This is a genomic window from Curtobacterium sp. ER1/6, from assembly GCF_001742745.1.
In the GTDB taxonomy this organism is placed as follows: Bacteria; Actinomycetota; Actinomycetes; order Actinomycetales; family Microbacteriaceae; genus Curtobacterium; species Curtobacterium citri.
In genome coordinates this window covers 1-12,618 of record NZ_MJAK01000002.1, presented here as the reverse complement: position 1 = coordinate 12,618, position 12,618 = coordinate 1, and the positions used below count along the sequence as shown (strand labels likewise).

General features: G+C 73.2%; 12 protein-coding genes and 1 pseudogene. 7 read left to right on the top strand and 6 right to left on the bottom strand.

The features are described from left to right. The first annotated feature begins 16 nt into the window (after positions 1-16). Positions 17-1,492, top strand: a complete 1,476-nt coding sequence (locus Cus16_RS04435) for an aspartate ammonia-lyase (RefSeq protein ID WP_141718836.1) — start codon at positions 17-19, stop codon at positions 1,490-1,492. A 170-nt stretch (positions 1,493-1,662) separates the two neighbouring features. Here Cus16_RS04435 and Cus16_RS04430 read toward each other — a convergent pair whose 3' ends face one another. Both Cus16_RS04430 and Cus16_RS04425 read right to left on the bottom strand, forming a co-directional pair. Further along, on the bottom strand, positions 1,663-2,748 hold the full coding sequence (locus Cus16_RS04430) for a YihY/virulence factor BrkB family protein (protein WP_069711464.1): 1,086 nt from the start codon (positions 2,746-2,748) through the stop codon (positions 1,663-1,665). A gap of 120 nt (positions 2,749-2,868) precedes the next feature. Continuing rightward, positions 2,869-4,185 carry an MFS transporter gene (locus Cus16_RS04425; protein WP_083263700.1) on the bottom strand — a complete coding sequence of 439 codons (1,317 nt, stop codon included), beginning with the start codon at positions 4,183-4,185 and terminating at the stop codon, positions 2,869-2,871. 148 nt (positions 4,186-4,333) lie between these two features. On the opposite strand from Cus16_RS04425, the gene Cus16_RS04420 reads away from it, so the two are divergent. From Cus16_RS04420 to Cus16_RS04410, 3 genes are all read left to right on the top strand, one after another. Then, positions 4,334-4,705 carry an FKBP-type peptidyl-prolyl cis-trans isomerase gene (locus Cus16_RS04420; RefSeq protein ID WP_069711463.1) on the top strand — a complete coding sequence of 124 codons (372 nt, stop codon included), beginning with the start codon at positions 4,334-4,336 and terminating at the stop codon, positions 4,703-4,705. Next, on the top strand, positions 4,705-5,541 hold the full coding sequence (locus Cus16_RS04415) for an aldo/keto reductase (protein ID WP_069711462.1): 837 nt from the start codon (positions 4,705-4,707) through the stop codon (positions 5,539-5,541). The genes Cus16_RS04420 and Cus16_RS04415 overlap by 1 nt, the downstream gene beginning before the upstream one ends. 131 nt (positions 5,542-5,672) lie before the next feature. Next, positions 5,673-7,919, top strand: coding sequence for a HelD family protein (locus Cus16_RS04410; protein ID WP_069711461.1), 2,247 nt, complete (start codon positions 5,673-5,675; stop codon positions 7,917-7,919). A gap of 132 nt (positions 7,920-8,051) precedes the next feature. On the opposite strand, the gene Cus16_RS04405 is transcribed toward Cus16_RS04410, so the two are convergent. Genes Cus16_RS04405 through Cus16_RS04395 form a run of 3 tightly spaced genes read right to left on the bottom strand, consistent with a single transcriptional unit; the run spans position 8,052 to position 10,516 of the window. Beyond that, positions 8,052-8,324 carry a protealysin inhibitor emfourin gene (locus Cus16_RS04405; protein WP_069711460.1) on the bottom strand — a complete coding sequence of 91 codons (273 nt, stop codon included), beginning with the start codon at positions 8,322-8,324 and terminating at the stop codon, positions 8,052-8,054. Between the two features lie 17 nt (positions 8,325-8,341). Then, complete coding sequence (locus Cus16_RS04400; protein WP_069711459.1) at positions 8,342-9,397, bottom strand: M4 family metallopeptidase; 1,056 nt, start codon at positions 9,395-9,397, stop codon at positions 8,342-8,344. Positions 9,398-9,430: 33 nt separating this feature from the next. Next, the gene (locus Cus16_RS04395; protein ID WP_083263699.1) at positions 9,431-10,516 is read right to left on the bottom strand and encodes a glycoside hydrolase family 6 protein; all 1,086 of its coding nucleotides are present in this window, start codon (positions 10,514-10,516) and stop codon (positions 9,431-9,433) included. A gap of 103 nt (positions 10,517-10,619) precedes the next feature. Between Cus16_RS04395 and Cus16_RS16560 the strand changes: the two genes are divergently transcribed. The 3 genes from Cus16_RS16560 to Cus16_RS04380 all read left to right on the top strand — a co-directional run bounded on the left by Cus16_RS16560 (position 10,620) and on the right by Cus16_RS04380 (position 12,227). Then, positions 10,620-11,066 carry a VanZ family protein gene (locus Cus16_RS16560; protein ID WP_069711458.1) on the top strand — a complete coding sequence of 149 codons (447 nt, stop codon included), beginning with the start codon at positions 10,620-10,622 and terminating at the stop codon, positions 11,064-11,066. Positions 11,067-11,166: 100 nt separating this feature from the next. After that, entirely contained in the window at positions 11,167-11,436 is a 270-nt protein-coding gene (gene rpsO, locus Cus16_RS04385; protein ID WP_022902140.1) for a 30S ribosomal protein S15, read from the top strand. Between the two features lie 167 nt (positions 11,437-11,603). After that, entirely contained in the window at positions 11,604-12,227 is a 624-nt protein-coding gene (locus tag Cus16_RS04380) for a CE1759 family FMN reductase (protein ID WP_069711457.1), read from the top strand. A 19-nt stretch (positions 12,228-12,246) separates the two neighbouring features. Here the strand turns inward: Cus16_RS04380 and Cus16_RS04375 are convergent. Next, a pseudogene (locus Cus16_RS04375) lies at positions 12,247-12,618 on the bottom strand (hypothetical protein); the annotation flags it as partial.

Below are 12,618 nucleotides of genomic sequence, written 5' to 3'. Positions count from 1 at the left end.
CGGACGGGCTAGCCTCATCAGGGTGACCGGCAACGAAGCACGCACCCGCACCGAGACCGACTCGCTGGGGACCCTCGAGGTCCCGGCCGACGCCTACTGGGGCATCAACACCCTGCGGGCCCTCGAGAACTTCCCGATCACCTCGGTGCCGATCGCGGTGTACCCGGACCTGATCGAGGCGCTCGCGACCGTCAAGCAGGCCGCGGCACGCGCGAACAAGGCGATCGGCGTGCTCGACCCCGAACGGGCCGACGCGATCGACCAGGCCGCGCAGGAGGTCCGCGACGGTGCGCTCCGCGAGCAGTTCGTGGTCGACATCGTGCAGGGCGGCGCCGGCACCTCGACGAACATGAACACGAACGAGGTGCTCGCCAACCGCGCCCTCGAGATCCTCGGGCGCGAGAAGGGCGACTACGCGCACCTGCACCCGATCGACCACGTGAACCGCAGCCAGTCGACGAACGACACCTACCCGACGAGCATCAAGCTGGCGATGATCCTCGGCGTGCGGCGCCTCACCGAGCAGCTCGAACTGCTCTCGGACGCCTTCGCCGAGCGCGGTCGGGCGTTCCAGGACGTCCTCAAGATCGGTCGGACCCAGCTGCAGGACGCGGTGCCGATGACCCTCGGGCAGGAGTTCACCGGGTTCGCGCACACGATCCAGGAGGACGTCCTGCTGCTCCGGACGGTGACGCCGCTGCTCGCCGAGACGAACCTCGGTGCGACGGCCATCGGCACCGGCATCACCGCGGACCCGCAGTACCGCGACGAGGTCCGTCGGCAGCTGCAGGTCGCCAGTGGGCTCGACATCGTCACGGCACCGGACCTCATCGAGGCCACGAGCGACGCCGGTGCGTTCATGACCCTGTCCGGCACGGTGAAGCGCAGCGCCGCGAAGCTCTCGAAGATCTGCAACGACCTGCGCCTGCTCGCGTCCGGCCCGCAGGCCGGCCTCGGTGAGATCACGCTGCCCGCGCGGCAGGCGGGGTCGTCGATCATGCCGGGCAAGGTCAACCCGGTGATCCCCGAGGTCGTGAACCAGATCGCGTTCGCCGTCGCCGGTGCCGACACGACGGTGACGATGGCGGCCGAGGGCGGGCAGCTCCAGCTCAACGCCTTCGAGCCGATCATCGCCCACTCGATCCTGCAGTCGCTGCAGTGGATGGCCAGCGGGTGCGCGACGCTGCGGGTGCACTGCGTGACCGGGATCGAGGCGAACGAGGCCAAGCTCGCGGCGCAGGTCGACACCAACGTCGGCGTCGTGACGGCCCTGACGCCCTACATCGGGTACGCGGCCGCCGCGTCGATCGCGCACACGGCGCTGACGACCTCGACGCCGATCGCGACGCTCGTGACGGCGGCGGGGCTCATGGACGAGGACCAGGTGCACCGCGTCCTGTCGCCTGCGCGGCTGTCAGGCATCGAGCTCGCGACGGGCGCGATCCCGGTCGTCACCGAGGAGATGCTGGACGAGGCCGCGCGCGAGCGCTGACCGCGGGCGAGTCCGCCGCCGTCCGCGTGCGGCCCGCGTGTGGCGCCGGCGTCGAACCACGTTCCCGACGTCGAACCAGGGCAGGTCGGTGGTTCGACGTCGCTTCCGTGGTTCGATCCGCCCGCTGGCCACATCGGCGGCCGCGCCGCGCGCGACGGCCGGGCCGCGCCCTACGGCAGCGGGCGTTCGCCGACGCGGACCTGCCGCGACAGCTCGCGCAGGCGCTCGGCCTCGAGGTCGGGCTCGTCGTCCTCCGCAGCCCGCTCGAGCGCGGCGGTGCGGACGTCCTGCGCGGCGCGGACGTCCTGGTCCCGCCACCGGGCGAGCGTGAAGTTCCGCGTGACGTCGCGGAGCGGGAGCCGGATCGTCTCGTCCGCCTCGATGCCCGCGAGCAGCTGCCGCAGCCGGATCACCTCGGAGTCGAGCTCCCCGCCGACCACGAGTACGAAGTTCGAGATGTACAGGTAGACGAGCAGCAGGATCGCGCCGCCCAGCCAGCCGTACGCACGGTTCCCGCCGCTGCCGACCGTCTCGACCCAGACCGAGAAGCCCACCGTCGCCAGCGCCCAGGTCACGATCGCGAAGGCCGCCCCGGCCGACACCCACCGCAGCCGCGGGGTCTTCACGTTCGGCGTCGCGGTGTAGAGCACCGCCACCATCACGACGAGGACGACGGCGAGCACCGGCCACTTCGCCACGTTCCACAGGTCGTCGATCCAGGGCGCCCACCCGAGCTGCCGCACGATCGCTGCCGAGACGCTCGGGGTACCGAGCAGGATGACGATCGCGATCGCCCCGCCCACCATCACGAGCAGCGTGACGAGGAGCATCATGCTGCGGAACTTCCAGATCCGGCGGCCCTCCTCGACCTCGTACGCCGTGTTCATCGCGCGACCGAACGCCGTCGCGTACCCGGAGAGCGACCAGAGCGTCAGCATGAGCCCGATCGAGAAGCCGACCCACGGGTCGTCGAGCGTCAGGAGCTGCCGGAGCGGCCCTTCGAGGTGCTGCGCGGTCTCGGGTCGGACGATGAAGCCGAGCACCTCGACGATGTCGCTCACGCTGTCGCCCTGTCGGTCGACGACGGACAGGGCCGACACGACGGCGAGCGCCGCCGGGAACGCCGTGAGCAGCGCGAAGAACGTCAGCGACGCGGCGGCGTCGACGACCCGGTGCCGGATCACCGAGTGGTAGGTGCGCCGGACGACCGCGCGGACACCGGTCCGCTGCAGGTCGCGCGAGGCGCTGTCGGGCATGGAGTGAACGGTACCGGACCCGCTCCACGAGACTCGGCCCGGCGGACACTTCCGCGGTGGCCGAGCGCGAGCCTCGTCCGCCGGGGCGAGTCTCGTCCTCCCGCCGGGGCGCGACGGCGGTCAGTTCGCGTGCGGGTGCAGCGCGTCGTAGCGGCGGAAGGACGGCACCGCGCGCAGCAGCAGCGCGACGAGCCCGATGATGAGCACGCCGCCGATGACCGGCGGGTACGCGATGCCGGCCGCGACGACGAGGCCGGCGTAGAGGTCGCCGAGCCGCGGGCCGCCGGTGACGACGACGATGAAGATGCCCTGGAGCCGCCCGCGCATGCCGTCGGGCGACGCCGCCTGCAGGATCGTGTTCCGGAACACCGAACTGACGTTGTCGGCACCGCCCGCCGCGGCGAGGAACAGTGCCGCCAGCCCGAGCGCGGGCAGGATCTCGGTGCTGAAGGCTTCGCCCGAACGACCGCCGAGCACGTGTGCGAGCGCGATGACCACGCCGAACGCCGCGATCGCCGCTCCGTACGCGGTGATCGCCCAGCCCACGGCCTCGCCCTGGCGCCGCACGTGGCCGAGCGGTCCGGAGAACACGCTCGACAGCAGCGCGCCGATGGCGTAGGCGGCGGTGAGCGTCCCGACCGTGATCGACCCGCCACCGATCACGAGCGCGCCGATCGCGGGGAACAGCACGCGGGGCTGCCCGAACGTCATCGCGACGATGTCGAGCACGAACGTCATCGTGATGTTGCGGGAGCGCCGGAGGAACCGCGCACCCTCGACGAGCGAGCCCAGCCCCGGGCGCAGGGCGTCGCGGTCGGCGGCCATCCGCGGCAGGGTGAGGACGCCGAGGAACGCGAACGTGAACAGGACGACGTCGATCGTGTAGGTCGGCGCGAAGCCGACGCTCGCGATGAGCACCCCGGCGATCGCCGGACCCACCGTGACCTGGAACCCGGAGGCGATGCCGCCGAGGGCGCTCGCCGCGGGGAGCAGGTCGGTGCCGACCAGGCGCGGGACGATCGCCGACCGCGAGGCGTTGCTCACCGTCGCGGCCACGGCGTTGACGGTCGCGAGCACGTAGAGCAGCGCGACGCTGTGCAGTCCGAGCCAGGCGTGCGTGGCGATGAGCGCGACCGCGACCCACGCGACGATCGACGACACCAGGGCCACGAGCCGCCGGTCGAAGGCGTCGGCGAGCATCCCGCCGTAGAGGCCCGCGACGATCATCGGCACGAGGGCGATGACGCCGACGAGCGCCACGGCGAAGGTCGAGCGGGTGATCTCGTAGACCTCGAGGCCGACGGCGACGGTGGTCATCTGCGTGCCGATGCCGGCGATCGCGGTACCGGCCCAGAGCCGCGCGAACGCGGGGGAGCGGCGGAGCGGGGTGAGGTCGGCGAGCAGGCGGCGGCGCGGGGCGGTGTCAGGTCGTGTCACGGTGGAACCATTCTGGTGCCCCTGCCGCGCGAGCGGGCGGAATCCGTCGCAACGGTCCGTCCACCGCGACGGATCGTGCCCGTTCGCGGGCAGCGAGACCACCGCGCGGCCCGGATCGGCCGTGCACCGACCTGGTTGACTGGCCGACATGACTGACCTCAACAGCAAGCCCGAGTTCGACGCCCCCGAGGGCCCGGCCCCCACCGAGCTCGAGATCACCGACATCGTGGAGGGGTCCGGCGACGAAGCCACCGCCGGCTCGACGGTCAAGGTGCACTACGCCGGCGTCGAGTACGAGACCGGCGACGAGTTCGACAGCTCCTGGAACCGCGGCGAGCCGATCGACTTCCCGCTCGCGGCGCTCGTGCGCGGCTGGCAGGAGGGCATCCCCGGCATGAAGGTCGGCGGCCGCCGCAAGCTCGTCGTCCCGCCGGAGCTGGCCTACGGCCCCGCCGGCGGCGGACACTTCCTGTCCGGCAAGACCCTCATCTTCATCATCGACCTGCTCGGGGTCCGCTGATGCAGGTCGGCGCGCCCACCATCGAGCTGAACGACGGCCACCGGTTCCCCGAGCTCGGCCTCGGCACCTACGGGCTGAACGGCGACGAGGGTGCCGCTGCCGTCGGTGCGGCGATCACGAGCGGCTACCGGCTGCTCGACACCGCGCTCAACTACGGCAACGAGGACGCCGTCGGCCGTGCCGTCCGCGAGTCCGAGGTCGACCGCGAGGACCTCGTCGTCACCTCGAAGCTGCCCGGTCGCCACCACGGCTACGACGAGGCGCACCGCTCGATCGACGAGACGCTCGGCAACCTCGGGCTGGACCGCGTCGACCTGTACCTCATCCACTGGCCGAACCCGTCGGTGGGCAGGTTCGTCGACACGTGGAAGGCCTTCGTGGACCTCCGGGACAGCGGCAAGGTCCGCTCGATCGGCGTCTCGAACTTCACGCCCGAGCACCTGGAGGCGATCATCGACGCCACCGGTGTCGCGCCCGCGGTGAACCAGGTCGAGCTGCACCCGTACTTCCCGCAGGCCGAGCTCCGCAAGGTGCACGCCGAGTACGGCATCGTCACCGAGAGCTGGAGCCCGCTGGCGAAGCAGTCCGAACTGCTCACCGAGCAGCCGGTGCTCGACGCGGCCGCCGCGCACGGGGTGACGCCGGGCCAGGTCGTCCTGCGCTGGCACGTCCAGCTCGGTGCCGTCCCGGTGCCGAAGTCCGGCGACGCGGACCGGCAGCGCGAGAACCTCGACGTCTTCGGCTTCGAGCTCTCCGACGACGAGGTCCGCGCGATCTCCGGACTCGAGCGCGGTCGCCTGTGGGACGGCGACCCGGACACGCACGAGGAGATGTAGGGCCGGGTGCCCGGGACGGGAGGCGCGTGGCGGGGTCCGCCACGCGCCTCCCGTCCGTCCGGCGTCACGACGCCCCTCGTGGTCGCCCGGCGGGACTACACTGGACACCCCTGTTTCCCGAAGGGTGGCGTGTGTCCGAACCGACCGAGATCGACCGTGAGCGTGGGTACGTGGACGGGCTCTTCGCCCGTCTGGACGAGCTGACGGCCGACGCCGAGCAGCGCCTCGCCGAGACCCGCCGGCAGGCGGTGGGCGGCAACCACCAGAGCCGCAGCGAACGCGATGCGTACGCCCGGCTCTACGAGGACACCGTCGCGACGCTCGAGCGGGTCGGCGACCGGCTCGTGTTCGGTCGGCTCGAGGTCGCGGACCCCGACTCCACCGAGGACGCCTTCCGCTACATCGGCCGCGTGGGCCTGCGCGACGACGAGCACCGGCCGCTCCTGCTCGACTGGCGCGTCCCCGGTGCGAGCGCGTTCTACCAGGCGACCGCGGCGCACCCGATGGGGATGCGCGCCCGCCGACACCTGACGCTCGAGGGCCGCACGGTCGTGGGCGTCGAGGACGAGGTGTTCGACGCCGCGCTCTACGACGACGAGCGCACCCACCTGCAGGGCGAGGGGGCGCTGCTCGCGGCCGTCACCGCCGAGCGCACCGGCCGGATGACGGACATCGTCGCGACCATCCAGGGCGAGCAGGACCGCATCATCCGGTCACCCCTCGAGGGCGTGCTCGTCGTGCAGGGCGGCCCCGGCACCGGCAAGACCGCCGTCGCGCTGCACCGCGCCGCCTACCTGCTCTACTCGCACCGCGAGCGGCTCCGCGGTTCCGGCGTGCTCGTGGTCGGTCCGTCGCCGGCCTTCCTCACCTACATCGAGCAGGTGCTGCCGTCCCTCGGCGAGACCGGCGTCGTGATGGCGTCGCTCGGGTCGCTCTACCCGGGCGTGCACGCGACGACGCACGACCACGGGGACGTCGCCGCGGTCAAGGGGTCGGCGCAGATGGCGTCGCTGCTCCACCGGGCCGTGCGGTCCCGCCAGGTCGTCCCGACGACCTCGGTCACCCTCGAGGTCGAGGGCGAGCGGCTCACCGTGCCGCCGCAGCTCGTCGCCGACGCGCTCAAGCGCGCGCAGGACCGGGGGAAGCCGCACAACGTCGCCCGCGTCACGTTCAACAAGATCGCGCTCGACGCCATGACCCGCCTGCTCGCCGAGCAGCTGCGGGCGCGCGGCACGACCGTGGACGAGGCCGACGAGAAGGTCCTGCGCGAGGACATCCGCAGCTCCTACGACGCCCGGGTCCTGCTCAACACCGCGTGGCTGCCGCTGCCCCCGGAGAAGTTCCTCGAGGACCTGTACGCGCGGCCGAACTGGCTCGCCTCGCTGACCCCGGACTGGACGCCCGAGCGCCGCGCCCTGCTGCAGCGCCCCCGCGGCACCGCGTGGACGATCGAGGACGTCCCGCTGCTCGACGAGGCCGCCGAGCTCCTCGGTCCGTTCGACCCGACCGGCGGGGCCGCGAAGCGCGCCGCGAAGGCGAGCCGGAACCGGGACATCGAGAACGCGCGCCAGGCGATCGAGAACATGGGCGTCGAGGGCATCGTCAGCGCCGAGCAGGTCGCGGGGTCCTTCGCCGAGGGCGGCGACCCGCGCACCACCGCCGAGCGCGCCGCCGAGGACCGCGAGTGGACCTACGGGCACATCGTGGTCGACGAGGCCCAGGAGCTCTCGCCGATGCAGTGGCGGGTGCTCGCCCGTCGGAACCCGCTGCGGTCCTTCACGATCGTCGGCGACACCGCGCAGGGCTCGTCACCGGCCGCCGCACGCACGTGGGACGACGTGCTCGGCGCCCTCGCACGCCGTCGTCGGGGCCGTGCGCCGGTCGTGCCGCTCGACCACCGCATCGAGGAGCTCACGGTCAACTACCGGACCCCGCGCTCGATCGTGCAGGCCGCCGGAGCGTTCGCCGCCGCCGCCGGACTGACCGTCACCCGGACCGAGGCCGTGCGCGACGGCGACCCGGTCGACCGCGTCACGGTGCCGCGTACGGCGCTGCTCGACGCGGTCGCCGAGCGGGTCGACGCCGAGCGCGACCGTATCGGCTCCGGCACCATCGGGGTCGTCGTGCCCGAGGCCGACGTGGCCGCGGTCCGGGAACGCCTGGCACGGACCGACGCCGACGTCCGCGGGCTCGGTTCGCCGCGTCCCGGCTCCGTCACGGTGCTCACCGGCGCCGACGCGAAGGGCCTCGAGTTCGACGGCGTGCTGCTCGTCGACCCGGACCGGGTGGGTGCCGACGCGGCGCGTGCGGCGGCCGCCGTCTACGTCGCTATGACGCGTCCGACGCGGCGGCTCGTGGTCGTCGACGTCACCGACTGACGGACGGGAGGCGCGTGGCGGCGTCGCCGCGCGCCTCCCGACGGGCACACGGCACGTCGGCACACGGCACGTCGGCACGCGGCACGTCGGCGCCCGGCGTCTCGGCACACGGCGCGTGCGCCCGCACCCCGCTCAGTCCGGGTCGCCCTCGTCGCGGACGCGGCGCACCAGGGCCGCCCACGGGCCGTCCAGCTGGCTGCCGGGGATGGTCACGGTGGTCCTGGCGACCGTGACCGTCCAGGTGAAGTCGTCGGGGACCACCCGTCTCCGTCGCACGGGCTCCTCGCGGGGGAGCGCGCCGACCAGGTCGTACCAGGCGTCCGGGTCGTCGCGCGACTCGGTGTCGACCCGCCAGCCCCGCGAGGTCCCGGCGAGTCCACCACTGCGGCGGACGACGATGTGCATGCTCCGGTTCTACGCCGTCACGACGCGGCGAGCACGCCCACCGTGCGCCAGGCGTCCCGCACCGCGGTGTGCTCCGCCGAGCCGTCGCCGAAGCGGTCCGCGGCGGCGCGCACCGTCACCCCGGCGAAGCCCGCGAAGTCGATCCCGGCGGTCGTCTCCGCCGAGGTGAGGGCGTCCCACCAGACGGCGCCGGCGCCCTCCCACGCGTGTCCGCCGATCGCGGTGGCGGCCAGGTAGAAGGCGTGGTTCGGGATGCCGGAGTTCAGGTGCACCCCGCCGGCGTCCTCGGTCGTCTCGACGTAGTCGGCCATCGTCGACGGCTGCGGGTCCCTGCCGAGCACCGGGTCGTCGTAGGCGGTGCCCGGGGCCCGCATCGACCGCAGCGCGACCCCGTGCACGGCGTCCGTGAAGAGGCCCTCGCCGATGAGCCACGTCGCCTGGTCGGCGGTCTGTCCGGCGGCGTACTGCGCGACGAGCGAGCCGAAGACGTCGCTGACCGACTCGTTGAGCGCGCCGGACTGCCCCTCGTAGGTCAGGTCCGCGGTGTACTGGGTGACGCCGTGCGCGAGCTCGTGCCCGATGACGTCGAGCGCGACGGTGAAGCGCCGGAAGACCTCGCCGTCCCCGTCGCCGAACACCATGCGGCTGCCGTCCCAGTACGCGTTGTCGTAGTCCTGCCCGTAGTGCACGGTCGCGTCGAGGGGGAGACCCGCGCCGTCGATCGACACCCGTCCGAACACGTCGAGCCAGAACGCGTGCGTCGCCCCGAGGCCCGCGTACGCCTCGTCGGTCGCGGCGTCGCCCGAGTCCGGGTCGCCCTCGCGCCGCACGACGGTGCCGGGCAGCGTCGTCGAGCCGTGCGCGTCCGCGACGGTGCGCTGCGGGGACCGGTCGACGGTGCCCGTGACGCCCTGCGGCCGGACACGGTGCTCGTGCTTGGGTGCGGCGACGGCCGACATCTCGGCCAGGGCGGTCCGTGCCGCCGAGGCGGCGCGGGGGTGCTCACCGGCCGCGGCGACGGCGCGCAGCAGGTAGGGCGGGACGACGGAGCGGCGACGGTCGGTGGCGGTCATGGCGTCATGCAACCACCGACGTCCGACGGGCGGTCAGTCGCGGACGCGGTGCTCGACCAGGGCCAGTGCGTACGACTCCCACCACCGCCCGGCCGCCGGTCCGCCGTTGCACGTGCCGTCGCTCAGCCCGGGCGTCTTCACCCACAGCAGGGCGTCGAGGCGGGTCGTCCCGCGGGTGACGTGCGGTGCCTGCCCGAGGCCGGCGCCCGCGGGGTTGCACCAGGTCCCGCGCCACCCCTGCCCGTTCCGCGAGACGTCGATGACGTAGTGGGGGTCGTCGCCGACGGCGTCGGCCAACCGGTCGGCGTAGGCACGCTCCTGGTCGACCCGGTAGAAGTTCGAGACGTTCGTGGCGAAGCCCTGCGTCCGGTCCACCCCGGCCCGCCGGAGCCAGTCGGCCATCGTCGCCACCGGCACCCGGTCCTCGTTGCCGCCGTCGAGGTAGACCGTCAGCCCGTGCCCGGCGAGCTCGTCGACCGCCCGGTCGAGCAGCCGCAGCCGGTCGTGCCCGAGGCGCTCGCAGACGTGGATCTGCGCGATCGAGTCCGGTTCCACGAGGACCACGGCGTGCGACCCGGCCATCGCCCGGACCGCCGACCGGACCCACGGCAGGTAGGCGTCGTCGCTCGTGCCGCCGGCCGAGTAGCTGCCGCAGTCGCGGTCCGGGATGGCGTAGAGCACGAACACCGGCGTGCGGTCCTGCTGCTCGGCGCTGCGGACGACCCGTCGGACCGTCTGCGCCGTGGCCCGCTCGGACGGGTCGGTCAGCCAGGTCGCCACCGCCTCGTCGGCGATGACGTCGATGCGTGCGGCGGTGGTGTCCCGCCCGTCCGCGCGCGCCTCGGCCGCCTGCCGCGCCGCCTGGTTGACGGCGGACGGCTGGCGCGCGAGACCGCCGGGGAACGCCTCGGCCGCCGTGGCTCTCGCCGCGACCGCCCGGTCACTCGTCCGTCCGTCGGGGCCGACCCCGTCCGGCGTGCGCGCGGGCAGGACGGCGAGCACGACGGCGGTGACGAGCCCGCCAGCGACCAGGGCGCCGACCCCGAGCCACGCCCACTGCCGACGACCGGCACCGGTCCGGACCGACGTCCGGTGGTCGCGCTTCCCCTGGTGCGGCATGCCCCCATGCTCGCAGGAGCGGGAGCCCTCGTGCCAGCGGGGCCGGGCGTCCACCCAGGTGGGACGCGGGCTCCTGCCAGGACGGCACGGCGATACTGACCGGATGTTCCGGAAGCTCCTGCTGCTCGCCGTCACCGTCGGCTACGCCTGGGTGATCTGGCGGATGACGCTCACGCCGCAGGTCTTCACCCACGCGCAGGGCGAGCTCGTGCAGCACGCCATCGCCTGGCTGCAGCGGCTGCCGCACGGCACGTGGTTCTCGTACGACCGCGTGGAGTTCCTCGCGAACATCGGGATGTTCGTGCCCGTGGGCATGCTCGCGGCGCTCTGGTTGCCGCGGCGCTGGTGGTTGCTCGGTGCCGTCGTCGCCGTCGGGCTCTCCGTCGGCATCGAGGTGGCGCAGGCGCTGTACCTGCCGTACCGGGTCGCCGACCCCCGCGACGTGCTGTCGAACGGGCTCGGCGGCCTGCTCGGCGCGACGCTCGTCGGACTGTTCCGGAGTCTGCTGCCCGCACCCCGGCGTCAGCGGCTCCGCGCCCGCACGGCCTGAACTCTGGTAGTCTCGTCCGGTTGCCGTCGAACGGCCGCGGATCAAGAGCGCTCGTGCATCAGGTACGGGCACCGCGCAACGGACAGAGAGGGGATCATCCATGGCACTTGACGCGAAGGTCAAGCAGGAGATCATCGAAGAGTACGCGACCCACCCGGGCGACACCGGATCCCCCGAGGTCCAGGTCGCCGTTCTGACGCGTCGCATCAACGACCTGAACGAGCACCTCAAGGAGCACAAGCACGACCACCACTCGCGTCGTGGTCTGCTGCTCATGGTCGGTCAGCGTCGCCGTCTCCTCGGTTACCTCTCCGACGTCGACATCAACCGCTACCGCGCGCTCATCGAGCGTCTCGGCCTCCGCCGCTAGGCAGTAGCGCCACTGGTCGACTCGCAGACACTGCGTGACCGAACGCCCCGGTCCTCCTCGTGAGGACCGGGGCGTTCCTCGTTCCCGGGGAATGTCGCCGTGGGCGGCGCGGTTCGGTACGATGTTCATGCAAACGCATTGAAAGACTCCCGAAGGGCAGTGCTCCCGTGACCACCATCGCCGTCGTCTCCGCCGGACTCTCCGAGCCCAGCTCCACCCGTCTGCTCGCCGACCGCCTGGCCAGCGCCGCGGTCACCGCCGTCGAGGCCGACCAGCCCGGCACCGCGGTGGACGTCCGGCACGTCGAGCTGCGCCCGATCGCCCACGAGATCGTCGACGCGATGCTCACCGGGTTCGCCGCGCCGGGGCTCGCCGCCGCGCAGGCGACCGTGCTCGAGGCCGACGCGGTCGTGTTCGTCACGCCGGTCTTCACCGCCGGCGTGAGCGGTCTCGCGAAGTCGTTCCTCGACGTGCTCGACAAGGACGCCGTGGCGGACCTGCCGGTGCTGCTGGCCGCGACGGGTGGCACCGCCCGTCACTCGCTGGCGATCGACCACGCACTGCGACCGGTGTTCGCCTACCTGCGCGCCGCCGTCGTGCCGACCGGCGTCTTCGCCGCCACGGACGACTGGGGGAGCCCCGAGGACGCGGCCGCGCTCGACGCACGCATCCGCCGGGCCGGGGTCGACCTGGCCTGGGCGATCCGCGCCTCCCGGCGGGCGCCGCAGCAGGCGGACGTGCTCGCGGCACCGACCGACTTCGCGTCGCTGCTCGGCGGCCTCGGCCACTGAGCGGGTCGCCCCCTGGGGGTCAGTACCAGTGCGGGTTCTCGCTCATCTCGTGGTTCCACGCGGCGCAGGGGGAGCCGTAGGCGTCGTGGATGTACGCGAGCCCCCAGTCGATCTGGGTCGCGGCGTTCGTCCGCCAGTCCGCCCCCGCGACGGCCATCTTGCTCGCCGGCAGTGACTGCGGGATGCCGTAGGCCCCGCTCGAGGCGTTGAGCGCGTTCGCCCGCCAGCCGGACTCCTGGTTCCACAGCGACACGAGGCACGAGAACTGGTCGCCGCCCCACCCGTAGGAGCCGATGGCGCCGCGGGCGTACGCCTGCGCGCCGGCGGGGTCGACGGCGACGCCGTCCGTGCTCGGGTAGGACGTGCCCGACCCGCCGCTCGTGGCGGCGGG

Bases quoted from the DNA above. Each gene is read 5' to 3' on its own strand.
- Cus16_RS04430 (WP_069711464.1), bottom strand. From the start codon at position 2,748: ATGCCCGACAGCGCCTCGCGCGACCTGCAGCGGACCGGTGTCCGCGCG.
- Cus16_RS04420 (WP_069711463.1), top strand. From the start codon at position 4,334: ATGACTGACCTCAACAGCAAGCCCGAGTTCGACGCCCCCGAGGGCCCG.
- Cus16_RS04415 (WP_069711462.1), top strand. From the start codon at position 4,705: ATGCAGGTCGGCGCGCCCACCATCGAGCTGAACGACGGCCACCGGTTC.
- Cus16_RS04405 (WP_069711460.1), bottom strand. From the start codon at position 8,324: ATGCACATCGTCGTCCGCCGCAGTGGTGGACTCGCCGGGACCTCGCGG.
- Cus16_RS04400 (WP_069711459.1), bottom strand. From the start codon at position 9,397: ATGACCGCCACCGACCGTCGCCGCTCCGTCGTCCCGCCCTACCTGCTG.
- Cus16_RS04395 (WP_083263699.1), bottom strand. From the start codon at position 10,516: ATGCCGCACCAGGGGAAGCGCGACCACCGGACGTCGGTCCGGACCGGT.
- Cus16_RS16560 (WP_069711458.1), top strand. From the start codon at position 10,620: ATGTTCCGGAAGCTCCTGCTGCTCGCCGTCACCGTCGGCTACGCCTGG.
- rpsO (WP_022902140.1), top strand. From the start codon at position 11,167: ATGGCACTTGACGCGAAGGTCAAGCAGGAGATCATCGAAGAGTACGCG.